This window comes from Sphaerotilus hippei, from assembly GCF_003201595.1.
In the GTDB taxonomy this organism is placed as follows: Bacteria; Pseudomonadota; Gammaproteobacteria; order Burkholderiales; family Burkholderiaceae_C; genus Sphaerotilus; species Sphaerotilus hippei.
The window spans coordinates 263147-287640 of sequence record NZ_QJJS01000004.1 but is presented as its reverse complement, the minus strand read 5'-3'; the positions used below and the strand labels follow the sequence as shown (position 1 = coordinate 287640).

At 71.0% G+C, this 24494-nt stretch carries 24 protein-coding genes; 9 read left to right on the top strand and 15 right to left on the bottom strand.

The window, feature by feature from the left end:
• The first annotated feature begins 73 nt into the window (after window positions 1-73).
• On the top strand, window positions 74-493 hold the full coding sequence (locus C7444_RS06580) for a MarR family winged helix-turn-helix transcriptional regulator (RefSeq protein WP_170130654.1): 420 nt from the start codon (window positions 74-76) through the stop codon (window positions 491-493).
• A gap of 30 nt (window positions 494-523) precedes the next feature.
• Here the strand turns inward: C7444_RS06580 and C7444_RS06575 are convergent, their stop codons facing one another.
• The 3 genes from C7444_RS06575 to C7444_RS06565 are packed head-to-tail and all read right to left on the bottom strand — an operon-like array spanning window position 524 to window position 3272.
• Window positions 524-1762, bottom strand: a complete 1239-nt coding sequence (locus tag C7444_RS06575; protein WP_110400030.1) for an NAD(P)/FAD-dependent oxidoreductase — start codon at window positions 1760-1762, stop codon at window positions 524-526.
• The gene (locus tag C7444_RS06570; protein ID WP_110400064.1) at window positions 1759-2082 is read right to left on the bottom strand and encodes a 2Fe-2S iron-sulfur cluster-binding protein; all 324 of its coding nucleotides are present in this window, start codon (window positions 2080-2082) and stop codon (window positions 1759-1761) included. The genes C7444_RS06575 and C7444_RS06570 overlap by 4 nt, the downstream gene beginning before the upstream one ends.
• A gap of 14 nt (window positions 2083-2096) precedes the next feature.
• Window positions 2097-3272: a cytochrome P450 gene (locus C7444_RS06565; protein ID WP_110400029.1), complete on the bottom strand. Its 1176-nt coding sequence runs from the start codon at window positions 3270-3272 to the stop codon at window positions 2097-2099.
• Window positions 3273-3494: 222 nt separating this feature from the next.
• Here C7444_RS06565 and C7444_RS06560 point away from each other — a divergent pair, with 222 nt between their 5' ends.
• On the top strand, window positions 3495-4388 hold the full coding sequence (locus C7444_RS06560) for a helix-turn-helix domain-containing protein (RefSeq protein ID WP_245909428.1): 894 nt from the start codon (window positions 3495-3497) through the stop codon (window positions 4386-4388).
• Between the two features lie 24 nt (window positions 4389-4412).
• Here C7444_RS06560 and C7444_RS06555 read toward each other — a convergent pair whose 3' ends face one another.
• Complete coding sequence (locus C7444_RS06555) at window positions 4413-5351, bottom strand: LysR family transcriptional regulator (protein ID WP_110400027.1); 939 nt, start codon at window positions 5349-5351, stop codon at window positions 4413-4415.
• 119 nt (window positions 5352-5470) lie between these two features.
• On the opposite strand from C7444_RS06555, the gene C7444_RS06550 reads away from it, so the two are divergent.
• Both C7444_RS06550 and C7444_RS06545 read left to right on the top strand, forming a co-directional pair.
• On the top strand, window positions 5471-6073 hold the full coding sequence (locus C7444_RS06550; RefSeq protein ID WP_110400026.1) for an FMN-dependent NADH-azoreductase: 603 nt from the start codon (window positions 5471-5473) through the stop codon (window positions 6071-6073).
• A gap of 54 nt (window positions 6074-6127) precedes the next feature.
• Window positions 6128-7024, top strand: a complete 897-nt coding sequence (locus C7444_RS06545) for a pirin family protein (RefSeq protein WP_110400025.1) — start codon at window positions 6128-6130, stop codon at window positions 7022-7024.
• 264 nt (window positions 7025-7288) lie between these two features.
• Here the strand turns inward: C7444_RS06545 and C7444_RS06540 are convergent, their stop codons facing one another.
• The 9 genes from C7444_RS06540 to C7444_RS06500 form a co-directional block, all read right to left on the bottom strand.
• Window positions 7289-8314 (bottom strand): porin, encoded by a 1026-nt coding sequence (locus C7444_RS06540; RefSeq protein ID WP_110400024.1) that lies wholly within the window; start codon window positions 8312-8314, stop codon window positions 7289-7291.
• Between the two features lie 61 nt (window positions 8315-8375).
• On the bottom strand, window positions 8376-9164 hold the full coding sequence (locus tag C7444_RS06535) for an enoyl-CoA hydratase-related protein (RefSeq protein WP_245909427.1): 789 nt from the start codon (window positions 9162-9164) through the stop codon (window positions 8376-8378).
• A 23-nt stretch (window positions 9165-9187) separates the two neighbouring features.
• Window positions 9188-10006, bottom strand: a complete 819-nt coding sequence (locus C7444_RS06530) for a crotonase/enoyl-CoA hydratase family protein (protein ID WP_110400023.1) — start codon at window positions 10004-10006, stop codon at window positions 9188-9190.
• Window positions 10007-10051: 45 nt separating this feature from the next.
• Window positions 10052-11260 carry a 3-oxoadipyl-CoA thiolase gene (gene pcaF, locus C7444_RS06525; RefSeq protein ID WP_110400022.1) on the bottom strand — a complete coding sequence of 403 codons (1209 nt, stop codon included), beginning with the start codon at window positions 11258-11260 and terminating at the stop codon, window positions 10052-10054.
• A 14-nt stretch (window positions 11261-11274) separates the two neighbouring features.
• Window positions 11275-12915 (bottom strand): carboxylesterase/lipase family protein, encoded by a 1641-nt coding sequence (locus C7444_RS06520; protein ID WP_110400021.1) that lies wholly within the window; start codon window positions 12913-12915, stop codon window positions 11275-11277.
• 12 nt (window positions 12916-12927) lie between these two features.
• Window positions 12928-13770: an amidohydrolase family protein gene (locus C7444_RS06515; protein ID WP_110400020.1), complete on the bottom strand. Its 843-nt coding sequence runs from the start codon at window positions 13768-13770 to the stop codon at window positions 12928-12930.
• A gap of 123 nt (window positions 13771-13893) precedes the next feature.
• Window positions 13894-15552, bottom strand: coding sequence for a (2,3-dihydroxybenzoyl)adenylate synthase (locus tag C7444_RS06510; protein WP_110400019.1), 1659 nt, complete (start codon window positions 15550-15552; stop codon window positions 13894-13896).
• Between the two features lie 51 nt (window positions 15553-15603).
• Entirely contained in the window at window positions 15604-16365 is a 762-nt protein-coding gene (locus C7444_RS06505) for an SDR family NAD(P)-dependent oxidoreductase (RefSeq protein ID WP_110400018.1), read from the bottom strand.
• Window positions 16366-16494: 129 nt separating this feature from the next.
• Window positions 16495-17475 carry a Bug family tripartite tricarboxylate transporter substrate binding protein gene (locus tag C7444_RS06500; protein ID WP_110400017.1) on the bottom strand — a complete coding sequence of 327 codons (981 nt, stop codon included), beginning with the start codon at window positions 17473-17475 and terminating at the stop codon, window positions 16495-16497.
• 129 nt (window positions 17476-17604) lie between these two features.
• Between C7444_RS06500 and C7444_RS06495 the strand changes: the two genes are divergently transcribed.
• Window positions 17605-18504: a LysR substrate-binding domain-containing protein gene (locus C7444_RS06495; RefSeq protein ID WP_110400016.1), complete on the top strand. Its 900-nt coding sequence runs from the start codon at window positions 17605-17607 to the stop codon at window positions 18502-18504.
• A 2-nt stretch (window positions 18505-18506) separates the two neighbouring features.
• Here C7444_RS06495 and C7444_RS06490 read toward each other — a convergent pair whose 3' ends face one another.
• Complete coding sequence (locus tag C7444_RS06490) at window positions 18507-19415, bottom strand: LysR family transcriptional regulator (protein WP_110400015.1); 909 nt, start codon at window positions 19413-19415, stop codon at window positions 18507-18509.
• A gap of 171 nt (window positions 19416-19586) precedes the next feature.
• Between C7444_RS06490 and C7444_RS06485 the strand changes: the two genes are divergently transcribed.
• The 4 genes from C7444_RS06485 to C7444_RS06470 all read left to right on the top strand — a co-directional run bounded on the left by C7444_RS06485 (window position 19587) and on the right by C7444_RS06470 (window position 23910).
• Window positions 19587-20117 (top strand): TRAP transporter small permease, encoded by a 531-nt coding sequence (locus C7444_RS06485; protein WP_110400014.1) that lies wholly within the window; start codon window positions 19587-19589, stop codon window positions 20115-20117.
• Entirely contained in the window at window positions 20114-21439 is a 1326-nt protein-coding gene (locus tag C7444_RS06480; protein ID WP_110400013.1) for a TRAP transporter large permease, read from the top strand. The genes C7444_RS06485 and C7444_RS06480 overlap by 4 nt, the downstream gene beginning before the upstream one ends.
• 86 nt (window positions 21440-21525) lie before the next feature.
• Window positions 21526-22557 (top strand): TRAP transporter substrate-binding protein, encoded by a 1032-nt coding sequence (locus tag C7444_RS06475; protein ID WP_110400012.1) that lies wholly within the window; start codon window positions 21526-21528, stop codon window positions 22555-22557.
• Window positions 22558-22605: 48 nt separating this feature from the next.
• A complete protein-coding gene (locus tag C7444_RS06470; RefSeq protein WP_110400011.1) occupies window positions 22606-23910 on the top strand; it encodes a gallate dioxygenase in 1305 nt (434 codons plus the stop codon).
• A 65-nt stretch (window positions 23911-23975) separates the two neighbouring features.
• Here C7444_RS06470 and C7444_RS06465 read toward each other — a convergent pair whose 3' ends face one another.
• On the bottom strand, window positions 23976-24458 hold the full coding sequence (locus C7444_RS06465; protein ID WP_110400010.1) for a MarR family winged helix-turn-helix transcriptional regulator: 483 nt from the start codon (window positions 24456-24458) through the stop codon (window positions 23976-23978).
• Window positions 24459-24494: the final 36 nt, after the last annotated feature.

Here is a 24494-nt window from a genome sequence, read left to right as displayed (position 1 = left end):
GGGGGTGGCCGGCCGGCGCCATCCCCCCGCTACACTGCGTTCCATGTCGGAGAAGAGACTTGACGACTCGCGCATGAGTCATTTGCTCGGGTTCGCGATCGCCCGGGCCCGCGTGGGCACCAACGAGGCGTATTTCACCCACGTCGGCGAGCCGCTGGGCCTCAAGCCCGTCGACTTCACGCTGCTGATGCTGCTGTCGCGCAACGACCAGGTGACGCAGAAGGACCTGGTCCAGGCGCTCAACATCCCGGCGCCCCACATGACCCTGATCATCGCCCGCCTGCTCGAGCGGGGCCTGGTGGCCCGCGAGCGCAGCAGCGTCGACCGCCGCGCCCAGGTGCTCGAGCTGACCGAGTCGGGGCGGACGCTGGCCGAGCAGGCCCATGCCGCCTCGCTGCAGGCCGAGGCGCCGCTGCGTGCGCGCCTCAGCCCGGCCGAGTGGGCGATGCTGATGGAGCTGCTGCACAAGTGCGGCGCCGCGGGCCGGCCCTGACGTGCCGAGGGGCCGTCCGCGACGGCCGGCTCAGCCCGGCAGGCTGCCCAGGTCGAAGCCTGCATCCTCCACCTGGGCCGGCGTCGGCGTGAGGCCGGCGTCGAGCAGCCGGCGCGCCTGCAGGTGGTCCCTGGGGGCGTTGACCGCGTCGACGGCGACCAGCCGTCCGGCCCGGTAGTGCCAGACCGAGAACGACGCGCCTCCCAGCTCGCCCCGCAGCGCCCAGGCCTCGGCGCCGCCGGACAGGCCGGCCATCTGCAGCTTGCGGTCGTACTGGTCGGACCAGAACCAGGGCGTGGTGGTGAAGGGCCGTGCCTGCCCCAGCAGCGCCGCGGCGGCCGACTTCGCCTGCTCGGTGGCGTTCTGCACCGATTCGAGCCGCAGCAGCGTGCCGTCGGCCAGGCGTCGGGCGGTGCAGTCGCCGGCGGCGGCGATCCGCGGGTCGGCGGTGCGGGCGCAGTCGTCGACGACGATGCCGTGCTCGGTCTCCAGCCCCGCCTGGCGCGCCAGCCCGTCGTCTGCCTGCACCCCCACGCCCAGCACCACCAGCGCGCAGGGCAGGCGGCTGCCGTCGGCCAGCCGCACGGCCGAGACGCCCCCGGCGTCGGACTCGATCGCTTCGGGGCGCGCCTCCAGCCGCAGCTGCACGCCGTGGTCCTGGTGCAGCCGGGCGTACCAGTGCGACAGCATCGGTGCGAGCACCCGGCCGAGCAGGCGCGGCCCGGCCTCGAGCACCGTCACGGCCAGGCCTCGGTCGCGGGCCGTGGCGGCCACCTCCAGGCCGATGAACCCGCCGCCGATCACCACCACCGGGCGCTGCAGCTCGGCGCAGCGCGCCAGCCCGGCGGCGATGCGGCTGGCGTCGTCGAGCGAGCGCAGCGGCAGCACCTGGGCCGCGTCGCTGCCCGGCAGCGGCAGGTGGCGCGGCCGGGCGCCGGTGGCCAGCACCAGGCCGCCGTAGGGCAGGCGCTCGCCATCGGCGAGCTGCACCTGGCGGGCGGCCCGGTCGATCGAGACCACGCGCACCCCGGTGCGCAGCGTGATGCGCTTGCGCGCCAGCGCCTCGGGGGCGCGCATCACCAGCCGGGCCTCGTCGAGTTCGCCGGCCAGCCAGGCCTTGGACAGCGGCGGGCGGTGGTAGGGCCCGTGCGGCTCGTCGCCGAGCAGCGTGATCGTGCCGCTCCAGCCGCCGCTGCGCAGCGACTCGGCGCAGGTCACGCCGGCCTGGCCGGCGCCGATGATGACCACCGGTGCGTCGGGCGAGCTCATTCCTGCCGCTCCGGCAGCGTCACGGTGCCGCCCTGCAGCGCCGGGCCGGCCTTGATCTGGCAGGCCAGGCGGCTGTTGGGCCGGCGCTCGGCGGCGACGTTCTCCAGCATGTCACGCTCGTTGCCGCTGGCCGGCGGCAGCGCCGCCATCAGCAGGTCGTCGACGTAGCAGTGGCAGGTGGCGCAGGCGCAGGAGCCGCCGCATTCGCCCAGGATGCCGTCCACGCCATGGGCGGTGGCCGCCTGCATCAGGCTCCAGCCCTCGGGCACGTCCAGCGCGGTCGAGGTGCCGCAGGCTTCGACGAAGGTGATGTGGGTCATGTTCAGTGGCTCCTTCATTGCACGGCGAGGTCCAGCACCAGCGGGCTGCGGAAGGTCGAGGAGGGCATCCAGGCCAGCTGGTCGGCCACGCGCGCGTAGTCGGGCACGACCCGGTGGAATTCCTCGAAGGCGATCCGCACCGCCAGACGGGCGATCGCCGTGCCCAGGCAGGCGTGCACGCCGCCGCCGAAGCCCAGGTGGCCACGCGGCTTGCGGCTGATGTCGTAGACGTCCGGATTCGGGTACTGGCGCTCGTCGCGGTTGCCGCTGCCGTAGGCCAGGCAGACGAAGTCGCCCTCCTTCATGGTCTGGCCGTGCAGGGTCACGTCCTTCATCAGGCGGCGGCGGAAGCGCTGGGCCGAGGTGTTGAAGCGCAGGCTTTCCTCGATGGCGTCGGGCAGCAGCGCCGGGTTGGCCACCACCGCGCGGCGCGCGTCGGCAAAGGTGGCCAGGTTGCAGGCGAACATCATCATGAAGCCGCCCAGCGATTCGACGCCGGCCATGATCAGCGTGGTGGTGGTCAGCAGCACCTCGCGGTCGTCCAGGCGGTCGCCGTCGATCTCGGCCAGCGCGAAGTTGCTGATCAGGTCGTTGCGCGGCTCGGCGCGGCGCATCGCGATGACCTGGCCGGCGTAGTCCTGCATCCAGTTGTAGGCGGCGATGTGCTCCGGGCCCTTGGCGCGGGTGCGCGCGTCGCTCTGCACCATCAGCACGGCGTTGTCGCGCACGTCCTGCTCGGGCACGATGGCCTCGTCGCCCATGGGCAGGCCCAGCGCGGCCATCAGCACCTTGACGGTGAACTGCGAGGACACGTCCTTGAAGTCGAAGACATCGACGCCCTGGAGCGGGCCGAACACCTGCTGCGCCACGGCGCGGATCGGCTCCTCCAGCGCCATCAGGTTGCGCTTCATGAAGGCGTGCTGGATCAGGCCGCGCAGGCGGTCGTGCTTCGGGGGGTCCGAGCTGCCCAGCGTCGCGCCGGCGCGGCCGGGCAGCTCGGTCATCAGGTTGCCGCTGGCCGAGGAATAGGTGGGCCAGTCCTGGCCGGCGCTGACGATGTCGGCGTAGCGCGACAGGATCCACATCTGCGCCTCGGGGCTCCAGAAGCAGGGGTGCCGGTCGCGCAGGCGCTTGTAGTAGGGGAAGGGGTCGGCGTCGATGGCCGGTGAGTAGGGGTCGAAGCTGAACATGTCCGGGTCTCCTGGAGGTCGTTGTCGTCGGGGTCGATTCCGGGCTTGATTCTGCGGACCGGGCGCCCGGCCGGGAGTGGACGGAAGGCCTGCAAGACTTGCACTCTTGACGTACATTGCGGCTTCCGATGCTGCTGCGCGCTCCCGATGCCCCGCTCCCCGGCCCCGGCGGCCCCGCCTGAACCCCCGCCGCGGCGGCGCCCGACGATGCCGCCGCGCACCTTGCCCCGTTTTGCCCTTTATGGCGAAGCCGTGCAGGCCGGTGCCGAGCTGCTGCACATCGAGCCGATCCAGTCCCGCAGCCGCCTGCACGACTGGGAAATCGACGCCCATGTGCACCAGGGTTTGCACCAGGTGATCTGGTTGCGTGCCGGTCCGGTCGAAGCCATCTTGGACGAATGCCGCACGCAGACCCAGGGCCCGGCACTGATCGTCATCCCGCCCGGCGTGGCCCATGCCTTCCGGTTCTCGCCCGCCAGCGACGGTCATGTGCTGACCCTGCACGCCAGCCTGCTGGCCGAGGGGGATGCCACCGATGCCGGGGACGCGCTGCAGACCCTGTTCGCCGCTCCCCGCACCCTGGCGTTCGAGGCCGATGCACCCGATGTCGCCCGGCTGCAGGTGCTGTTCGAGGCCCTGCAGGCCGAAGCCGCGGCACCCGACAGTGCCGACGGCCCGGTGCCGCGCTGGCTGGCCCGCTCGGTGGTCTGGCGGCTGGCCCGGCTGGGCGAGCGGCAGGCCCAGGCCGCCGTGCAGCCGGGGGTGGCCGGCCGCCGCTCGATCTACACCCGCTGGGTGGTGCTGATGGAGGCGCACCACCTGGAGCACTGGCCGGTCTCGCGTTATGCCGAGCGCCTGGGCATGAGCACCGAGCGCCTCAACCGCATGGTGCGCGCCGAGACCGGCAGCAACGTCCAGGCCCTGCTGCATGCCCGGCTGATGCGCGAGGCCTGCCGGCGGCTGGTGCACGTGGCCGCGCCGGTGTCGAGCCTGGCCTTCGAGCTGGGGTTCGAGGATCCGGCCTATTTCTGCCGCTTCTTCAAGCGCCACAGCGGGCTGTCGCCCCGCGCCTACCGGGCCCGGCTGCAGCGCGGGGCGGGCCCGGCCGAGGGCTGAAGGCGCCGCCGCCGCGCGGGCCGTTCAGCGCCGGCGCGCCTGCACCTCGGCCTCGACGGCCTGGCAGTCCGGCCCGGCGAACAGCCGGTCCATCGCCTCGATGAAGACCCGCGTGCGCGCGGGCATCAGCCGCCGGCCCGGAAAGACCGCCCAGGCGCTGGTGGCGGGCAGGTTCCAGTCCGGCAGGATGCGCACCAGCTCGCCGCTGCGCACCGACGGCAGCGCGAAATGATCCGCGACGATGACGATGCCCGCACCGGCCGCGGCCAGGCGCACCAGCAGCTCGGGCGAGTTGGCGATCGCCCGACCGGGCGGGATGCCTTGCCAGCGCTGCTCGCCACGGCTGAGCAGCCAGGGCTGCGGCTCTGCGTTGCGCGTCAGCAGGCGCAGGGTGTCGTGCTCCATCAGCGCCTCGGGCTCGCTGGGCGTGCCGTGCCGCTGCAGGTAGGCGGGCGCCGCGTAGAGGCTGTGCGAGAACACCGCCAGGCGCCGTGCGGCGATCGAGGCGTCATCGGGCAGATCGCCCATGCGCACGGCGAGGTCGAAGTTCTCGCCGATCAGGTCGACCCGCCGGGGCGTCAGGTCCAGCTCCAGCGTGATGGCCGGGTAGCGCGCGATGAACCCCGCGAGCGTCGGGCCCAGCACCATGTGGGCGAAGTCGCCCGGCATGGACACCCGCAGCCGGCCGGAGGGCTCGACCTGCCGGTGCTGGGCCAGCGCGGCCGCCGCGTCCACCTCGGCCATGACCTGGTGGCCGTGTTCCAGCACCGCGAGGCCGAAGTCGGTGACGCTGAGCTGGCGGGTGGTGCGCAGCAGCAGCCGCTCGCCCAGCTGGGCTTCCAGCGCGGCGATGCGCCGCGAGACGGTCGACTTCGGCAGTCCGACCCGTTCGGCCGCGCGGCTGAAGCTGCCCGCATCCGCCACCCGGGCGAACAGCAGCAGATCGTTGGGTTCCACCTGCATCGTCGGTCGCTCCATCGTTCCTCTGGTGGAACAATGTTATCCATTCCGAGGTCTTCCGGGCTGATTTCGGCACAGATACAGTGACTCATCCCCACTGCCTGTCCCCGACGGAGTCCACCATGAACATCCTGCAGATCCATTCCAGCGCCCGTGCCGCCGCTTCCCATTCGTCGGGCCTGGCCCGTCGCATCGTCGAGCGGCTGCAGGCCGGGCCGGCCGCGACCACGCTCACCGTGCGGGACCTGGGCCGCACGCCGCACCCCGAGCTCGACGAGGCGGCGCTGGGTGCCCTGTTCACGCCGGCCGAGCAGCGCACGCCGCAGCAGGTCGCCCGCGTGGCCCTCGACGATGCGCTGATCGCCGAGATCCAGGCCGCCGACGTGCTCGTGCTGGGCGTGCCGATGTACAACTTCGGCGTGCCCGCGCAGCTGAAGAACTGGATCGACGCGATCGCCCGGGCCCGGGTCACGTTCCAGTACACCGAGCGGGGCGCCGAGGGCCTGCTCAAGGGCAAGAAGGTCTATGTGGCGCTGACGCGTGGCGGGCTCTACCGCAACACGCCGGCCGACACCCAGGTGCCGTATCTGCAGAACGTGCTGGCCTTCCTGGGCATGACCGACGTGCAGTTCATCTACGCCGAGGGCCTGGCGATGGGGCCGGACGCCGAGCAGCAGGCGCTGGCCTCGGCCCACGAGCAGATCGAGCAGGCCGTCGCCGCCTGAGCACCCGGGCCGCCCCGGCCTGTCCACCCGCCCGAGACCCCACCGGAGATCACCATGGCCCCCCGCACCGAGACCCTCGCCCCCCGTGTCCTGCAGCCCGAGACCGTGCACCGGCCGCGGGAGGTCGAGCGCCTGGTCACCGGCACGGCGACGTCCGACGGGGCCGGCGTCAAGCTGACGCGGGTGCTGACGCAGCCGCTGCAGCGCCGGCTCGACCCCTTCCTGATGCTCGATGCCTTCGGCACCGACAACCCCGACGACTACATCGGCGGTTTTCCCGACCACCCCCACCGCGGCTTCGAGACGGTGACCTACATGATCGCCGGGCGCATGCGCCACCGCGACAGCGCCGGTCACGAGGGGCTGCTGCAGAACGGCGGCGTGCAGTGGATGACCGCCGGCCGCGGCGTGATCCACTCCGAGCTGCCGGAGCAGGAGTCCGGAGCGATGGAAGGTTTCCAGCTGTGGCTGAACCTGCGGGGCGAGGACAAGATGTGCGCGCCCTGGTACCGCGACATCCAGAGTGATCAGCTGCCCGAGTTCATCACCGCCGAGGGCGTGACGGTGCGCGTGATCGCCGGTCGCAGCCACGGCGTGGACGGGGCGGTGCAGCGCGAGTTCACCGAACCGCTCTACCTCGACCTGCACCTGCCTGCCGGGGCCGACCTGGCCCAGGCCCTGCCGGCGGGGCACAACGCCTTCGTCCATGTCTACCGCGGCGAGCTGCGGATCGCTGGCCAGGCCGTGCCGGCCGGGCGCATGGCCATCCTGAAGAACGAGCCCGCCAGCGACGGGGTGCGGCTGCATGCGCACGCACCGGCACGCGCCCTGCTGATCGCCGGGCGCCCGCTCGGCGAGCCCATCGTGCAGTACGGCCCGTTCGTGATGAACACGCAGGCGCAGCTGTTCCAGGCGGTGGAGGATTTCCGCGCCGGGGTGCTGGGCCGGTGAGGCGGCCCGGCGTCGGGCACCCGGCACGCCGGCTCGATCCGGCGCCCGCCATCACGCGCCGTGCGTCGACCGGATGCCGAGGCCCGTCCATCCAGCATGCACGATGAAAATGGACTAACTGCTGCCATGCCCACCGTGCCCATCCCGTCTTGACGACTCGGTCATGGTGTTTTGCAAGTTCAGTTAGTCCATTTCCATGACTGACGTCTGTTGGCGGACGTGCAGGGAGCGATCCCGTCCGGGCCGCTCCCTGCAGCCGTCGACTCAGAACGTCACGCGCAGGCCGGCCTCGCAGCCGTTGGTGCGCGACTGGCCTTCGGTCTTGCCGGTCGCCAGCGCCGCACGGATCGCCGTGCGCTTGCTCAGCGGGTATTCGTAGCCCAGGCCGAGCTTGGTGGAATCGCTGGCGCCGCCCTGCGGGGCCAGGCGGCCGATCGCCAGCTTGACCAGGCCGCCACCGGCGGCCACCGTCAGGCCGGCGTTGTAGGCCCGGATGCGCTGGCCGGCCGGCGTGGTGGCCGCCTCGTTGCGGCTGCGTGCAATGTTGCCGAACAGCTTGACGCTGCCCAGCACATAACTGGCCGTGACGTTGATCAGGCTGCGGTCTTCGCCGGCGAGGGTGGCGCCACGGTCCCAGCCCAGGCCCAGGTAGAGCGGGCCCTGCTGGTAGTTGAGGTTGAGCCCTTCGTTGCGACGGCGCCCGGTGCTGCTGCCTTCGCCGGCGGCCATGCTCAGCGTCAGCGCGACACCGCCCAGGCGCGGACTGCGCCAGCCCGCCTGGTTGCTGACCCGCGAGCCGCCTTCGCCGGCCACGGTGTAGCGCGCCAGCGTGAAATCGGGCCCCAGGGCCGCGACGCCGTAGTCGAACAGGAAGGGGTCGGCCTGCACGCCGTTGAAGAAGGCGGCGAAGTTGTCCCGGCCGGCGAAGACCTCGCCGAACCGGTCGCTGCGCAGCCAGACCAGCGAGCGGCCTTGCCAGAACGTGCTGCCGCCCGGCGAGTCGGTCGTGCCGGTGTCGGGCATCAGGCGGTGCTCGAGCTGGAAGCCGGCCGACCAGCCGCCGCCGAGGTCCTCGACGCCCCGGAACCCCAGCCGCGACGGGTCGCCGGCCTTGAGCACCCACATGTCGTGCTTGGCCTCGATGGCCGGGGGCATGTAGAGCGACGAGCTGCCGCCGCTGACGCGCGAGACGGTCTGGTCGATCACGCCATAGATCGTCACCGAGGACTGCGCGGCGGCGGCGCCGGCCACGCCCAGGCAGGCCGTGCTCAGGAAGAAGAATCGTTTCATGCGTCTTGTCTCCTGTGGGGGGGAAAGTGGGGGCGCGATCTGGCCGGCCCGCGCGACCGGATCAGGGAGCGTCGCGCTCGAAGCGCGCGGCCCGCTTGTCGAGGCGGGCCCGGATGCCCTCGACCTTGTCCGCGGTGGCAAACAGCAGCTGGAAGGACTTGCGCTCGAACTGCAGGCCCTGCTCGAGCGGCAGGTTCATGCCTTCGATCACCGCCTCCTTGATGAACTGCAGCGCCTGCTGCGGCCCGGCGGCGAGCTGCGCGGCCAGTGCCAGCGCGCGCGGCTCGACCTCGGCATCGGCCACCACCTCGCTGGCCAGGCCCATCGCCAGCGCCTCGGCGGCCTGGAAGGGCGCCCCGGCCAGCAGGATCCGCATCGCACGGAACTTGCCCACCGCGCGCGTCAGGCGCTGGGTCGCGCCGCCACCCGGCATCAGGCCGATCAGCACCTCGGGCTGGCCGAAGCGTGCGGTGTCGCCGGCGACGATCAGGTCGGCGTGCATCGCCAGCTCGCAGCCGCCGCCCAGCGCATGGCCACGCACCGCGGCGATCACCGGCTTGCGGCAGCGGCTGATCGCGCCCCAGAGCCGGTCCATCTGCCGATCGATGATCTCGACGGGCGTGGCCTCGACGTATTCATGCAGGTCGGCGCCGGCGCAGAAGGCCCGTTCGCCCCCGGCCAGCACGATCACGCGCACGGCGGGGTCGGCCTCCAGCCGCGTGAAGGCATCGGCCAGCGCCTGGCGCAGCACCAGGTTCAGCGCGTTCAGCAGCGCGGGGCGGTGCAGGCGCACGACCACCACACCGTCACAAGGGCGGTCTTCCAGCAACACGGGATCGGTCATCGTCATGGCATCGGCACCTGGCTGGGCGTTCAACGACCGGTGAACACCGGCGGGCGTTTCTCGAAGAAGGCCGTGACGGCCTCGGCGTGGTCGGCGCTGTGGTGCGCCCGGCCCTGCAGCCGGCCGGCGGCGTCCAGCGCCTCGTCGAGCGAGCTGGTGCGGGCCTGCTGCAGCAGCTGCTTGGTCCAGCGCAGCACCTGCGGCGGGTTGGCGGCGATGCGCCCGGCCAGCGCCAGGGCCTCGTCCATCAGCGCTTCGGGTGCGACCACACGCGAGACCAGGCCGATGCGCAGCGCCTCGGCCGCGTCGATCGTGTCGCCGGTCAGCGCCAGTTCGGCCGCACGCGAGGCGCCGACGATGCGCGGCAGCAGCCAGCAGCCGCCGTCGCCCGGGATGATGCCGACCTTGACGAAGCTCTCGGCGAAACGCGCGGTGCTGGCGGCGACGCGGATGTCGCACATGCACGCCAGGTCGTTGCCGGCGCCGATCGCCGCGCCGTTGACCGCCGCGATGATCGGCACCTGCAGGCGCTGGAAGGCCCGCGGGATGCGCTGGATGCCGGCCCGGTAGTGGGCCGCGATCTGCTCGGGCGAGCCGCCGAACATGCCGGTGCGGTCCCGCATCTCGGCCACGTTGCCGCCGGAGCAGAAGGCGCTGCCGGCGCCGGTCAGCACGGCCGCGCGGATGTCCAGGTCGGCGTCGAGCTGCTCGAAGATCTGCTCGAAGGCGGCGAACATCGCCTCGCCACTGAGCGCGTTGCGGGTCTCGGGTCGGTTGAGCGTGAGCAGGGCGACGTGGCCGTGGCGCTCCAGCAGGATGGGGGCTTGCCCGGTGGTTGGGTGGCTCATGGGATGATCCGGTGGTGGTTGCAGGTGGTCTTCTCGTGCCGGCGCTCAGACAAGCTCGATCGCCAGCGCGATGCCCTGGCCCACGCCGATGCACATCGTGCACAGCGCGCGTCGGCCGCCGGTGCGCTGCAGTTGCCGCAGCGCGGTGAGCGCCAGCCGCACGCCCGACATGCCCAGCGGGTGGCCGTAGGCGATCGCGCCGCCGTTCGGATTGACGTGTTCACCGTCGTCGGGCAGGCCGAGCGCGCGCAGCACCGCCAGGCCCTGAGCGGCAAAGGCCTCGTTGAGCTCGATGACGTCGAAGTCGGTGATCGCCAGCCTGGTCTGCGCCAGCAGCTTGTGCACCGCCGGCACCGGGCCGAAGCCCATCACGCGCGGCGCGACGCCGGCGGTGGCAAAGCCGATCACGCGTGCCAGCGGCACGAGCCCGGCCCGCGCGGCGCCCGCCTCGCTGGCCAGCAGCAGCGCGGCGGCACCGTCGTTGACGCCCGACGAGTTGCCCGCCGTCACCGTGCCGTTGCGGCGGAACGCGGGCTTCAGGCCGGCCAGCGTGTCGAGCGTGGTGTCGGCGCGAGGGTGTTCGTCGTGGCGCACCTGATGCGTCTCGCCCTTCTTGCGGCCGGGCACCGTGACCGGCGTGATCTCCACGTCGAGCAGCCCCTGCGCCATCGCCCGGGCCGCGCGCTGCTGGCTGCGCCACGCGAACGCATCCTGGTCGGCACGCGAGATGCCGTGCTCGTCGGCGACGTTCTCGGCCGTCTCGCCCATCGCGTCGGTGCCGTGCAGGGCGTCCATGCTCGGGTTGACGAAACGCCAGCCGATGGTGCTGTCGTGGATCTCGGCGTGGCGCGAGAACGCGCTGGTCGGCTTGGGCATCACCAGCGGCGCGCGGCTCATGCTCTCCACGCCACCGGCGATCGCCAGATCGAGCTGCCCGACCGCGATGCCACGCGCCGCGCTGGCGATCGCCTCCAGCCCCGAGCCGCACAGCCGGTTCACCGTCGCCGCGGCCACCGTCACCGGCAGGCCGGCCAGCAGCGCGCTCATGCGGGCGACGTTGCGGTTGTCCTCGCCGGCCTGGTTGACGCAGCCGTAATAGACCTCTTCCAGCCGCGCCCAGTCGAGTGCCGGATGGCGTGCCATCAGCGCCTGGATCGGCAGCGCGCCGAGGTCGTCGGTGCGGATGCCCGACAGCGCGCCGCCGTAGCGGCCGATCGGCGTGCGGATGCCGTCGCAGATGAAGACGTGATGCATGTGAGGTTCCTTGCTCAGAAGGGCAATGCCCGGCCCAGCTTCTGCGCGTAGAACGCGTCGAAGAAGTCCAGCGCCGGGCGGAACGGCACCGCCACGGGCCCGATGCTGTCGCCCAGGCCCATCACCGGGCTGTCGGCGCCGGTGAAGGTCGGCCAGGGGGTGAGGCCGCTGCCGTTGGGATCGCCGTGGCGCGCGAAGTTGACGAGGTAGGACGAGGCGGCGTCGGCCAGGCGGCGATCGGTGGCGTCGTAGGGCCGGGGCGGCGCGCTGCGGTCGAGGTTGTTGTAGAGGTAGACCTGCTCCAGCGAATGGTAGGCCCCGTAGTTCGAGGGCGGGTCCTGCTCGGCAAACCGCTGGTCGGCGTAGTAGGCCGGGCGCCGGTGGAAGAAGTAGACGAAGGTGCTGGCCCGGCGCTGCGCCGCGTGGGCGCGCGCCAGGGTCCACGGTTGCCAGGCGAACAGGCTGTCGCGCATGGGCTGGTAGGCCATGGTCAGCACGTCGGCATCGGTGGCAGCCGGGTAGACGGCCTTGAACTGCGGCGCCATGGCGCCGTAGCGCGCGGTGGCCGTCGCCTCGTAGGCCGCCAGGGTGGTGGCGAAGGCCGGGTACGGCGTGCCTTCGTCGGCGTTCCAGCCCAGCAGCATCGGCACGTCGTGGACCTTGCCTTGTGCCAGCAGCACATCGAGCTGGTCGGGCCAGACCACGCCGTCCACGATCGGCGCGATGGTGGAGCCAGCGCCGGCCATGAGCTGCTGCGGCGTCTTGGCCCGCAGCGCAGCCAGGTCAGCAGCGCCGACGTTCGCGGCGTAGGTGCTGCCCGCTGCTTCGGCCTGCGCCAGCGTGGGGTTGGCGGTGCCGGCCGGCAGGCTGCCCAGGCTCTCGATCACGAGGCGGTGGAACAGGTTGGCGGCCAGCGGCGAGCCCAGCAGCACGCTGGACAGGCCCGCGCCAGCCGACTCGCTGTACAGCGTGACATTGGCCGGATCGCCCCCGAAGGCGGCGATGTTGGCCTGCACCCATTTCAGCGCCGCGATCGCATCGAGCAGCGCGTAGTTGCCCGACACGCCGTCCTGCGACTCGGCGCTGAGCTCGGGGTGCGCCAGGAAGCCGAGCGGCCCGAGCCGGTAGTTCATCGTGACGACGACCGCGCCCTTGGCGGCCAGTCCCGCGCCGCTGTAGTTGGGCTGCGATCCTGCGCCGAGCTGGTAGGCGCCGCCATGCAGCAGCAGCATCACCGGGCGTTTCTCGGTGGCAGCGGCCGCGCCGGTCCACACGTTCAGGTACAGGCAGTCCTCGCTCTGCGCCTCGGTCTGCTGGTAGAGGATGGAGCCAGGCAGTCCGAAAGGACGATTGCCCTGGTGGCAGGCGGCGGAGAAGGCATCGCTGCGGCGCACACCGCTCCAGGTGGCGACCGGCTGCGGCGCCTTCCAGCGCAGCGCACCCACCGGCGGCGCGGCGAAGGGAATCGCCTTGAAGACGCGCAGGCCGAACTGGGACTCGGCCGCCGCGGCGATGGCGCCCGAGGCGACGGTGACGGTGTCGCGCGCAGCGCTGTAGGTCGCTGCCGTGGCGGTGTCGCCGTCGCTGCCGCCACAGGCGGACAGGACCGCAGCAGCACCCAGGAGCGGCCGGAGGGCACGGAGGTTGATGGCCATGTCGAGCTCCAGTCAGAGGCCCAGCACCCGCTCGGCGTTGCCGTGCATGACCTTCTCCATCACCGCATCGCTGTAACCCAGCTCGCCCCACTCGCGCAGGATGCGTTCGTAGGGCAGGCTCGGGTAGTCGCTGCCGAACATGATCTTGTCCTGCAGCCGGCCGCGGATGTCGACCTTGAGGTTGCCCGGGAAGTGCTTGGGCGCCCAGCCCGACATCTCCCAGTACACATTGCCCTTGTGCAGCGCCACGGCCGTGGTCTCGTCGACCCAGGGCCAGCCGGGGTGAGCCATGATGATCTTCAGGTTCGGGAAATCAGCGGCCAGGTCATCGATGTGGCCCGGGTGGGCATGGCGGATGCGCGCCCCGTGGCCGCCGGCCATGCCCGCGCCCATGCCGGTCGTGCCCACGTCGATCATCACGGCCGCGCCCAGCGCGTTGATCTCCTCGAACAGGTCGTAGTGGCGCCGGTCGTTGACGGCGAAGTGCTGCATGATCGGGTGGAAATGGAAGCCGATGAAGCCCAGTTCCTTCACCGCCTTCTTCACCTGGCGGATCGCGACCTCACCCTTGGCCGGCTCCACCGCGCCCCAGCACTGGATCACGCGTTGCGGGTGGCGCTTCCACATGGCGTGCACGTAGTCGTTGTCGCAGGGCACGGTGGCGACGGTGGTCTCGAGGTCGAGGGCCACCAGGCAGGCCTCGACGCCCGCGGTGGTGAACTCGGCGATCACGTCGGCCTCGGACTTGGCCGACCAGTCGCGTTTCCAGTAGGTGGCCAGCGCCTCGGGGTAGGGGCCCTGGGCGTCGATCCAGGTCTGGGTGCCGGGGTAGCAGTGCAGGTCGATGATGCGCATGGGGATGGCTCCTGGTTGGGTTGTCGGGTATGCGGTTGAATGAATGCGGGGCACGGGTGGCGCGGTCCAACCGTCGGGGACGGCCAGGCCTTGCCGGACCTCGCACCGCGCCGAAGGGTGGAGTCAGCGCCCTTCCACCGCCAGTTGCGCGGCGATCTGCTCGCCGAGCGCCTTCTTGGAGACCTTGCCGAAGGTCGACACCGGGAAGTCGGCCAGCACCTCCAGCCGCTCGGGCAGCTTGAAGCGCGCGATCTCGTGGGTCTGCAGGAAGGCCACCAGCTCGGGCAGCGTCAGCGCCGCGCCGGCCTTCAGGATCACGAAGGCGCACATCTTCTCGCCCATCGCCGCATCGGGCATCGGCACGCAGGCCACGTTCTGCACCGCCGGGTGCATCAGGATCAGGTTCTCGACCTCCTCGGCGCTGATCTTCTCGCCGCCGCGGTTGATCAGGTCCTTCTTGCGGCCCTCGACGACGTAGTTGCCCGAGGGGTGGCGGCGCATCAGGTCGCCGCTGCGGTAGAAACCGTCGGGCGTGAACTGGCGGGCGTTGTACTCGGGCACGCCGTAGTAGCCGCGCAGCGTGTACGGGCCGCGGCAGGCCAGCTCGCCGACCTCGCCCTCGGGCACCTCGGCGCCGTCGTCGTCGATCAGCCGGACCTCGTCGTCGGCGCAGACCGGGCGGCCGCAGGTCTCCAGCAGCACCTCCTCGGGGTCGCCCTTGCGCACGAACATCAGCAGGCCTTCGCTCATGCCGAAGTTCTCCTGCACGAAGGCGTTGGCGAACAGCTGGCGCGTGCGGATGCGCACCTCGGGCTGCATGCGCTGGCCCCCGCTCTGGATCTGCTGCACCGAGGTCAGGTCGAAGCCGGTGATGGCCGGATCGTTGATCAGGCGGATCAGCAGCGCCGGCACCACCTTCAGGTGCGTGACCCGGTGCCGCGCGATCAGCGCGAACATCTCGGCCGGCCGGGTGTTGGCGTGCAGCACCACGGTCGCGCCCTTGAACAGGAAACCCTGGATGCCCGGGCAGGCCAGCGGCAGGTTGTGCGCGATCGGCAGCACCAGCAGCAGCACCGAGTCGCTCTCGACGCCAGCCACCTCGGCGGCGATCTTCGAGTTGTAGGCGTAGTCGTTGTTGGTGCGCGGGATCAGCTTGGGGATGCCGGTCGTGCCCCCCGAGAGCTGGAAGATGCACGGGGCGGTCGGATCGATCCCGATCTGGCGCAGCGTGGCCACCGGTCGTGTGGCCGGCCGCTCGATGAGCTCGATGAGCGAGTGCTCGCCCGCACCGGCCTCGCCCAGCACCAGGCGCAGCTGCAGGCAGGGGTTCTCGGCCTGGACCCGCTCGATGACCGGCGCGAAGCGGAACTCGCCACCCTGCTCGCGCACCGCGGCCGGGTAGACCACGCAGCGCGCCTGGGCCAGCCGGGTGAACTGGCTGAGCTCGGCGTAGCGGTGCGTCACCAGCGCGGCGATGGGGATGGCGCCCAGCTTCTGCAGCGCGAAGTAGAGCACCACGAACTCCGCCACATTGGGCAGCGCCGGCACCACGCGGTCCTGCGGCTGCAGCCCCAGGTCAAGCAGGTTGAGCGCCAGGTTGTCGCTGGCAGCGTCGAGCTGGGCATAGGTCCAGCGGCGTTCGCCATCGATCAGCGCCGTGCGCGGACCGAAGGTCTCGAACACCGCGGCGAACTCCTGCGCCAGCGACTGGTCACGCCAGTGGCCACGCTCGCGATAACGCTGGGCGAAGTCGGCGGGGAAAGGCACGAAGCCATCGAGCATGTTGAAACTCCACTCAAGCAAGGGCAGCAATCAGGGGGACGGCGCGGGGGCTCAGGTGCTGGCGGTGAAGCCGCCGTCGATGACGACGATCTCGCCGGTCACGAAGCGGTTGGCCGTCAGCAGGTTGAGCATCACCTCGGCCACGTCGTCGGCGGTGACGCAGCGCTTGAGCGGCGTGGCCTTGGCGCGGGCGCCCATCAGCTGGTCGTACTTCTCGCCCAGCATGCGTTCCATCCAGTCGCCCTCCATCCAGCCCGGCGCCACCGCGTTCACGCGGATGTCGGGGCCGAGGTTCCAGGCCAGCGTCTTGGTCAGGTTGACCACCGCGGCCTTGCTGGCCGCATAGGGCAGCGGCTGCGGCCCCGGGCGCAGGCCGACGATGCTGGCGGTGTTGACGATGGCCGGATCCGTGCCCTTGCGCAGCAGCGGCACGGCCGCACGCGCGACCTGGAAGGTGCCGCGCACATTGACCGCGAAGGTGCGGTCCCACTCGGCCATGTCCAGGCTCTCGAGGTCCTTGACCTTCCAGGTCGCGGTGGTGCCGGCGTTGCTCACCAGTGCATCGAGGTGGCCCCAGGCCTCGTCGATGGCCGCCATCATGCGGCGCACCGCCGCGTCGTCGCTGACGTCGCACTGCAGCAGCAGCGTCTTCGCGCCGAGCGCCTGCGCCTCGGCCGCGGTGGCCTCGGCGGCCCGGGCGCTGGAGCCGTAGTTGAGGGCGACGTCGAAGCCGGCGCGGGCCAGGGCCAGCACGGCGGCACGTCCGATGCCGGTGGCGGCACCGGTGACGAGGGCTTTCTTTCGTTCGGTCATGGGTCGATTCCTGTGTGGACAGCGGGATGGGGGAGTGCCCGGGTCGGGCCGCCCATGCGGCGGCTCCACCCGGCGGTCACGGGTTCTCGTTTCGGCGAGGGGAGGGGCAGCCGGCCGGCGGCTGCGGGGCTACTGCGGCTGCAGGCCGAGTTCGGTGACGAAGCGCTTCATCGTGTCGCGCTGGCCCTGGTAGAACTCGCGGGCCGCGACCACGTTGCCGGTGCGCGGGTAGATGCCCATGTCGGCCAGCCGGGCCACCAGATCGGGCAGCTGCATGACCTTGGCCACGTCGCGGTTGACCTGCTCGATCACGGCCGCGGGCGTGCCGACCGGCGCGAAGAGGGAGAACCAGCCGATCGCCTCGAAGCCCGGATAGGTCTCGGCCACCGTCGGGATGGTCTCGAAGCCGGGCAGGCGCTGGCTGGAGGTCACCGCCAGCGCGCGCAGCTTGCCCGAGCGGATGTGCGGCAGCAGGCCGGGCAGGCCGTCGGCGGTCAGCGCCGCATCCCCCGACAGCGCGGCGGTGACGGCCGCCGGCGGGGCCGGATAGGGCACGGTGAACAGGTCCATCTGGCCGAGCTTGCTGACCATCTGGCCGGCCAGCGTGGGCAGCGAGTTGGGCTGCGGCGCGGCGAAGTTCACCTGGCCGGGATGGGCCCGGGCATGGCGCGACAGGTCGGCCAGCGACTTGATGCCGGTGCTGCTCGCGGTCACCAGCAGCAGCGGGCTGGTGGCCACGGTGGCCACCGGCACCAGGTCGGCGTCGGTGCTGAACTGCGGGTTGCGGTAGACCAGCGGCGTGACGATGGCCATCGCCGCCGGAACGAAGCCCAGGGTGTAGCCGTCGTTGGGCGAGCGGGCCAGCGCGGACATGCCGGGGATGCCGCCCGCGCCGGGCTTGTTGTCGACGATCAGCGTCTGGCCCCACAGGCTGCCGAGCTTGTCGGCCACCAGCCGCGCCACGACATCGGGGGCGGCCCCCGCGCCGGCCGGCACGATCAGGCGCACCGGTTTGGACGGAAAGCCCTGGGCGGCGGCGGGCAGCGCGCCCATCGACAGCAGGCCGGCCAGACCCAGGGCGGCGAGGACACGACGGCGGTGAAAACTCATGGTTCTTGTCTCCGTTGGCACCGCTTCAGCGAGCGGTTGATGCGGACTGTAGGCGCGGCAGGGATAACCAAGAAGATGACAGAATCGTGATCCCGATGCGCGTCTGATATCCCCGGCAGGAACCCTGAGATGAAGTTGAACCAGCTGCGTGACGTGGTGGCGATCGTCGAACACGGCAGCCTGCGGGCCGCCGCCCGCCACCTGGACGTGGCCCAGCCGCTGCTGACCCGCAGCGTGCGGGCGCTGGAGAAGGAGCTGGGGGTGACGCTGTTCGAGCGGGATGCCCAGGGCATGACGCTGACGGCCTCGGGACGGCTGTTCCACCTGCGCGCCAGCGTGGTGATCAACGAGCTGCGCCGCGCCCAGGACGAGCTCGGCCAGGCGCTGGGGGAGGAGGGCGGCGCCGTGTCGGCGGGGCTGTCGATCATGCCGCACACCGGCCTGCTGCCCGATGCGCTGCCGGCCTTCCGCCGGCGCTATCCGAAGGTGCTGCTGCAGCTGATCGAGGGCCTGTTCCCGGCGCTGGAGGGCCGCCTGCGCGACGGCACGCTCGACTTCTACCTGGGCGCAGCGCCCCGGCTGCCGCCCACCAGCGGCCTGACGGTGCAGACGCTGTTCGGCAACGAGCGGGTGGTGGTGGCGCGCCAGGGCCATCCGCTGGCGCAGGCCCGCTCGCTCGAGCAGCTGCTGCACGCCGACTGGGCCACGCCGTCGATCGACTACAACGCCAGCGAGGACCTGGCCCTGGTGTTCGCCCGCCACCAGCTCGGCGAGCCGCGCATCGTGCTGCAGGCCAGCAGCGCGCTGTCGCTGATGGTGGCGCTGACGCGCAGCGACCTGCTGGCCATGCTGCCGCGCCAGTGGGGCGACTTCCCGCTCACCGCCCAGGGCCTGCAGATCATCCCGGTGCGCGAGCGGCTGCCCGCGCCCGACATCGTGCTGATCCGCCGCCCCGACCTGCCGCTGACCCCGGCGGCCGAGCACCTGGTCGACCTGATGCTGCGCTCCTCGCCCCGGCCGGCGCCCTGAGCTCAGCCGCGGCCGGCGCGCTGCATCTGGTGGGCCGCCCGGTGCAGGTGGGCCAGGAAATGGCGCACCGCCGGCTTGAGCACCGCATCGGCCTTGGTGATGGCGCTCACGCTCAGCTCGAGCGTGCCCTCGCGGATCGGCGGCATCTCGAGGAAGGCCGCGGCCGCCGGATGCAGGGCCAGCGGGCGGGGCATCAGGCCGACGAAGTCGCCGCTGCCGATCAGCGACAGCAGGCCCAGGGTGGAGTTGACGGTGGCCCCCACCTCAGGCGGCTGCATGCCGTGGTGCTCGAAGAGGCGGCGGGCATAACCGGTCACGCCGGCCAGGCCGGTGTAGACCCAGCGTGCCGAGCGCAGCTCCTCGAGCGAGCGTGCGCCCGCCAGCGGGCTGCCGCGGCGCACCACGACCACCATCGACACCGGCATCAGCGCCTCGATGTGGAACTCGCCCTGGGGCAGGTTCTCGGGGATCGGGCCGATCGCGACGTCGACGTCGCTGCGGCGCAGGTTCATCAGCTGCTCGATGTAGAGCTCCTCGCGGATGTGCAGATGGACCTGGCGGAACTCGCGGCTGAAGGTGCGCAGCGTCTCGGGGATCAGCAGCATCACGGCCAGCGGCACCGCGCCGATGCGCAGCTCGCCCACCATGTGGCCCCCGAGCTGGGCGATCTCCTCCATCGCGCCGGACAGCTCGCGCAGCGCCACCCGGGCCCGCTCGTACAGCACCTGGCCCTGGGCGGTCGGGACCACCCCCGTGGTCGAGCGCACCAGCAGCGGCGCGGCCACGTCCTGCTCGAGCTCGCGCACGATCTTCGTCAGCGCGGGCTGGGACACCGAGACGCGGCGGGCGGCCGCCCGCAGGCTGCCTTCTTCGACGGCGGCGATCAGCGCCTGCAGGGCCGTGAGTTTCATGCGGGCGAGTGTATTCGAGCCCGCAGGGCTGCCGAACCGCGATAACCAACAGTTATCGCGAAGGCCGATCCAGCATCTTTTCCACCCCTGGTCACGTCCCTAGAGTGCGACCCGGACCGGTTGACCCACGTCAACGGAGTTCCTGAAGCCTGAGCACAAAACGGAGACGGTATGACCCTTGGGGTAGACGGCGGCGTGACCGCCGAACAGAAGAGAGAGCGCTGGCTGGAGCGCGCATGTGACCTGAGCGCGGTCGTCGGAGGGCTGGTGCTGGTCGCGATGGCCGGCATGACCGTGGTCAGCGTGGTCGGGCGGGCGTTCTTCTCGCATCCCATCCTCGGCGATGTCGAGCTGGTGCAGCTGGGCTGCGCCGTGGTGGTGGCCTCCTTCCTGCCCTACACGCAGTTCCGGCGCGCCAACCTGATCGTCGACTTCTTCACCGCCCATGCCGCACCCGGCACGCAACGCATGATGGACGCCTTCGGCACGCTGCTCTACACGCTGTCGATGGCCCTGATCCTGTGGCGGGTCGCGGTCGGGGCGCAGGCGATGCACGCCTCGCAGGAGTCGTCGATGCTGATGGAGCTGCCGCTGTGGTGGCCCTATGCGCTGATGCTGCCCGGCCTGAGCCTGTCGGTGCTCATCGGGCTGCACCAGACCGCGGGCCTGCTGCGCGGCACGTCGCCGGGAGCCGCGTCATGAGCACGATGCAGATCGGTCTGACGATGTTCGCCGCCATGCTGGTGCTGATGGCGGTGCGGGTGCCCATCGCGATGGCGATGTTCGTGCCCGGAGCAATGGGCTACATCGCGCTGGCGGGCGGGGATCCGCTGCTGGCGCACCTCAAGGGCGCGGTGTACGGGCGGGTGTCGGTGTACGACCTGTCGGTGATCCCGCTGTTCATGCTGATGGGCGCGTTCGCGGTGCAAGGCGGCCTGTCCAAGGCGCTGTTCGACTTCGCCAACTCGCTGCTCGGGCGCTTCCGCGGCGGCATGGCGATGGCCGGCGTGCTGGCCTGTGCCGCCTTCGGCTCGATCTCCGGCTCGACCGTGGCCACCACCGCCACGATCGCCCAGGTGGCCTACCCCGAGATGCGGCGCATCGGCTTCTCCGGGCGCCTGGCCACGGCGGCGCTGGCCACCGGCGGCACGATGGGCGTGCTGCTGCCGCCTTCGGTGACGCTGATGGTCTACGCCATCCTGACCGAGCAGAACATCACCAAGATGTTCCTGGCCGCCTACGTGCCGGCGCTGCTCGCGGCCGCCGGCTACCTCGCGGCGATCGCGGTCACCGTGCGGCTGCGCCCGCAGGAGGCCCCGGCCGCCCAGGCCGCCTCGGCCGGCGAGGTGCTGGCCGCCGGGCTCAAGGTCTGGCCGATCATGATCATCTTCATCGTGGTCTTCGGCGGCATCTACGGCGGCATCTTCACCGCCACCGAAGGCGCGGCGATCGGCAACGTGCTGACCTTCCTGATCACGGTCGTGCGCGGCGAGATGACCGGCCAGCGCCTGCTGTCGTGCATGCGCACCACCGCGCAGACCAGCGGCATGATCTTCCTGATCTTCATCGGCGCGGACATGATCAACGCCGCGCTGGCCCTGTCGCAGCTGCCCGCGCAGCTGGCCGCGGTGGTCTCGCACCTGCAGATCTCCCCGGTCGTCGTGATGGCCGGCATCATGGTGTTCTACGTGCTGCTGGGCTGCGTGATGGACGAGATGAGCATGATCCTGCTGACCGTGCCCACGCTGTTCCCGGTCATCATGGGCATGGACTTCTTCGGCCTGGATCCGTCGGACAAGGCGATGTGGTTCGGCATCCTGATCCTGACGGTCTGCGAGATCGGCATGATCTTCCCGCCGGTGGGGCTCAACGTCTACATCATGAACGGCCTGGCGCGCGACGTGCCGATGGTCGAGACCTACAAGGGTGTCGTGCCCTTCCTGATCACCGACGGCATGCGCCTGTCGCTGCTGATCGCCTTCCCGCCCATCAGCCTGTGGCTGGTGCATCAGCTCACTGGATGAGCCCCCCGTCCCACGCCTGAACCGACCGCTCCAGCCATCCGCATGTTCCAGGCGGAGCGGCACCCACACCCGAGAGGAGACACGAGATGAACAAGATGCTCAAGACCCTGGCCGCCGCCGCTCTGGCCGCCGTGATCAGCCCCGCCGCGATGGCCGAGGAGGTGACGCTCAAGGTGCACTTCTTCCTGCCCGCCACCAGCCTGGCCAACACCCTGTTCATCACGCCCTGGTGCGAGCGCATCGCCAAGGAGAGCGCCCAAAGGCTGAAGTGCCAGATCTTCCCGTCGATGCAGCTGGGGGGCACGCCGCCGCAGCTGTTCGAGCAGGCCCGCGACGGCGTGGCCGACGTGGTCTGGACGCTGCCGGGCTACACCGCCGGGCGTTTCCCCAGCATCGAGGTGTTCGAGCTGCCCTTCATGATGCAGAACCCCGAGGCCACCAGCAAGGCGCTGTGGGACTACACCCAGAAGTACAGCCAGGCCGAGTTCAAGGACGTCAAGCCGCTGGCCTTCCACGTGCACGGCGACGGCGTGTTCCACATGAGCGCCAAGCCGATCAAGACGATGGCCGACCTGAAGGGCCTGAAGCTGCGGGCCCCCACGCGCATGACCAACCGCTTCCTGGCCATGCTGGGCGCCACGCCGGTGGGCATGCCGGTGCCGCAGGTGGGCGACGCGCTGTCCAAGGGCGTGATCGACGGGGCGGTCGTGCCCTACGAGGTCGTGCCGTCGGTGAAGATCCAGGAACTGGTCAAGTACCACTCCGAGACCGACCCGACCGAGCCGGCCTTCTACACCTCGACCTTCGTCTTCGCGATGAACAAGGCGAAGTACGAATCGCTGCCGGCCGACCTGAAGAAGGTGATCGACAACAACTCGGGCCAGGCCCTGTCGGGCCTGATCGGCAAGGCCTTCCTGCAGGCCGATGCCGAAGGCAAGAAGCTGACGACCCGCAACACCACCAACGTCATCCCGGCGGCCGAGCTGGCGTCCTGGAAGAAGCTGGGCCAGAACCTGGCCGACAGCTGGGTCAGCGACATGAACGGCAAGGGCCAGCCCGGCGCGCAGATGCTGGGCGCCGCCCGCAGCCTGATCACGCAGCACGCCACGCCGCGCTGAACCGCCGCGCCCCGAACCGCACTTCCTTCCGCAGCAGAAAGAACCTCCATGGCCACCATCATCGGCGGCGTCGCCGTCTCCCACACGCCCACCATCGGCTTCGCGTTCGACCAGAAGAAGCACGACGACCCGGTCTGGGCCCCGATCTTCGCGGCCTTCGAGCCGGTCAAGCAGTGGCTGGCCGAGCGCAAGCCCGACGTCGCCATCGTCACCTACAACGACCACGTCACCTCCTTCTTCTTCGACCACTACTCGGCCTTCGCGCTGGGCATCGGCGAGCGCTACGAGTCGGCCGACGAGGGGGGTGGTGCGCGTGACCTGCCCGCGGTCCAGGGCCATCCGGGCCTGGCCGCGCACATCGGCCAGTCGCTGGTGTGCGACGAGTTCGACATGTCCTTCTTCCAGGGCAAGCCGCTCGACCACGGCGCGTTCTCGCCGATGTCGGTGCTGTGGGAGCACGAGGCCGGCTGGCCGGTGCGCATCGTGCCGCTGCAGATGGGCGTGCTGCAGTTCCCGGTGCCTTCGGCACGGCGCTTCTGGAAGCTCGGCCAGGCGCTGCGCCGCGCCATCGAGAGCTATCCCGAGGACCTGCGGGTGGTCATCGTCGCCACCGGCGGGCTGTCGCACCAGGTGCACGGCGAGCGCGCCGGCTTCAACAACACGCCGTGGGACATGCAGTTCCTCGAGCTGTTCGAGAAGGACCCGGAGCGCCTGGCCTCGCTGACCCATGCCGAGCTGGTCGAGCTGGGCGGTGCCGAAGGCGCCGAGGTGATGATGTGGCTGACGATGCGCGGTGCGCTGTCCTCGCAGGTGAAGAAGGTGCACCAGGCCTACTACCTGCCATCGATGACCGGCATCGCCGCGGCGGTCTACGAGAACCAGGCCGGCCCGGTGATCGCCGGCGAGGTCGAGCGCCATCGCCAGGCCATGGCCACGCAGCTGGCCGGCGCCGAGCGCCTGCAGGGCACCTACCCGTTCAACTTCGAGCGCAGCGTCAAGGCCTTCCGCCTGAACCGCTTCCTGCACGACCTGATCGAGCCGGCCCGGCGCGAGCACTTCCTGACGGACGAGGCCGCCTGCATGCGCGAGGCCGACCTGACCGACGAGGAACGTGAGCTGGTGCGCCGGCGCGACTGGCGCGGGCTGATCCACTACGGCGTGATCTTCTTCATGCTCGAGAAGCTGGGCGCGGTGGTGGGCGTGTCGAACCTGCACATCTACGCCGCGATGCGCGGCCAGACGCTCGAAGATTTCCAGAAGACGCGCAACGCGCCGGGCGCGCTGTATTCGGTGGCCGGCAAGGACGCGGGCAAGCTGGACTGGAATGCGCAGCCGGCCGGTCCGGCCGCCTGATCCGGAAAGACGGCTGCACCGGCCGTATCCGGCCCGCCAGCGCTGAGGGGCGCGGGCAGCGGGGCTCAGGCGGCGCCGTCGAGGTTGGCCCGCACCCGCCGCAGCAGGGCCTGAAGCTGCGCCAGCTCGGCCGCGCTGAAGCCGGCCATGGCCCGCTGGCTGACCTCGTGGCTGGCGGCGTTGAGCGCCTGCAGCAGGGCCTGGCCCGCCTCGCTCACGCGCAGGCGCAGGTTGCGCTTGTCGGCGGGATCGGCCTCGCCGTCGAGCAGGCCCCGTTCGCGCAGCCCCTTGACCAGGCGGGCCAGCTGGGCCTTGTCCCGTCCGCTGTGCAGCGCCAGATCGCTCTGCGTGCCCCCCGGGTGACGGCCGAAGAAGCCCAGCACCTTGGCCTCCATGTGGGTCAGGGGGGCGTCACCGCCTTGCAGCGCCTGGTACTGCTGGGCGCGCACCTGGTGCATCAGGGTGTGGACCAGGTCGAGCACGGCATCCGGATCGTCGTCGCTGCCGCATCCGCCCTTTTTGTTGACATTGTCAATTGTGTGTCGCATGATTGGTGACATTGTCAATCAATCAACGAAGCGACA

Excerpts from the sequence above, each read along its gene's own strand:
- C7444_RS06580 (WP_170130654.1), top strand. The coding sequence starts at position 74 with ATGAGTCATTTGCTCGGGTTCGCGATCGCCCGGGCCCGCGTGGGCACC.
- C7444_RS06575 (WP_110400030.1), bottom strand. The coding sequence starts at position 1,762 with ATGAGCTCGCCCGACGCACCGGTGGTCATCATCGGCGCCGGCCAGGCC.
- C7444_RS06570 (WP_110400064.1), bottom strand. The coding sequence starts at position 2,082 with ATGACCCACATCACCTTCGTCGAAGCCTGCGGCACCTCGACCGCGCTG.
- C7444_RS06565 (WP_110400029.1), bottom strand. The coding sequence starts at position 3,272 with ATGTTCAGCTTCGACCCCTACTCACCGGCCATCGACGCCGACCCCTTC.
- C7444_RS06555 (WP_110400027.1), bottom strand. The coding sequence starts at position 5,351 with ATGCAGGTGGAACCCAACGATCTGCTGCTGTTCGCCCGGGTGGCGGAT.
- C7444_RS06550 (WP_110400026.1), top strand. The coding sequence starts at position 5,471 with ATGAACATCCTGCAGATCCATTCCAGCGCCCGTGCCGCCGCTTCCCAT.
- C7444_RS06545 (WP_110400025.1), top strand. The coding sequence starts at position 6,128 with ATGGCCCCCCGCACCGAGACCCTCGCCCCCCGTGTCCTGCAGCCCGAG.
- C7444_RS06540 (WP_110400024.1), bottom strand. The coding sequence starts at position 8,314 with ATGAAACGATTCTTCTTCCTGAGCACGGCCTGCCTGGGCGTGGCCGGC.
- C7444_RS06535 (WP_245909427.1), bottom strand. The coding sequence starts at position 9,164 with ATGACGATGACCGATCCCGTGTTGCTGGAAGACCGCCCTTGTGACGGT.
- C7444_RS06530 (WP_110400023.1), bottom strand. The coding sequence starts at position 10,006 with ATGAGCCACCCAACCACCGGGCAAGCCCCCATCCTGCTGGAGCGCCAC.
- pcaF (WP_110400022.1), bottom strand. The coding sequence starts at position 11,260 with ATGCATCACGTCTTCATCTGCGACGGCATCCGCACGCCGATCGGCCGC.
- C7444_RS06520 (WP_110400021.1), bottom strand. The coding sequence starts at position 12,915 with ATGGCCATCAACCTCCGTGCCCTCCGGCCGCTCCTGGGTGCTGCTGCG.
- C7444_RS06515 (WP_110400020.1), bottom strand. The coding sequence starts at position 13,770 with ATGCGCATCATCGACCTGCACTGCTACCCCGGCACCCAGACCTGGATC.
- C7444_RS06510 (WP_110400019.1), bottom strand. The coding sequence starts at position 15,552 with ATGCTCGATGGCTTCGTGCCTTTCCCCGCCGACTTCGCCCAGCGTTAT.
- C7444_RS06505 (WP_110400018.1), bottom strand. The coding sequence starts at position 16,365 with ATGACCGAACGAAAGAAAGCCCTCGTCACCGGTGCCGCCACCGGCATC.
- C7444_RS06500 (WP_110400017.1), bottom strand. The coding sequence starts at position 17,475 with ATGAGTTTTCACCGCCGTCGTGTCCTCGCCGCCCTGGGTCTGGCCGGC.
- C7444_RS06495 (WP_110400016.1), top strand. The coding sequence starts at position 17,605 with ATGAAGTTGAACCAGCTGCGTGACGTGGTGGCGATCGTCGAACACGGC.
- C7444_RS06490 (WP_110400015.1), bottom strand. The coding sequence starts at position 19,415 with ATGAAACTCACGGCCCTGCAGGCGCTGATCGCCGCCGTCGAAGAAGGC.
- C7444_RS06485 (WP_110400014.1), top strand. The coding sequence starts at position 19,587 with ATGACCCTTGGGGTAGACGGCGGCGTGACCGCCGAACAGAAGAGAGAG.
- C7444_RS06480 (WP_110400013.1), top strand. The coding sequence starts at position 20,114 with ATGAGCACGATGCAGATCGGTCTGACGATGTTCGCCGCCATGCTGGTG.
- C7444_RS06475 (WP_110400012.1), top strand. The coding sequence starts at position 21,526 with ATGAACAAGATGCTCAAGACCCTGGCCGCCGCCGCTCTGGCCGCCGTG.
- C7444_RS06470 (WP_110400011.1), top strand. The coding sequence starts at position 22,606 with ATGGCCACCATCATCGGCGGCGTCGCCGTCTCCCACACGCCCACCATC.
- C7444_RS06465 (WP_110400010.1), bottom strand. The coding sequence starts at position 24,458 with ATGCGACACACAATTGACAATGTCAACAAAAAGGGCGGATGCGGCAGC.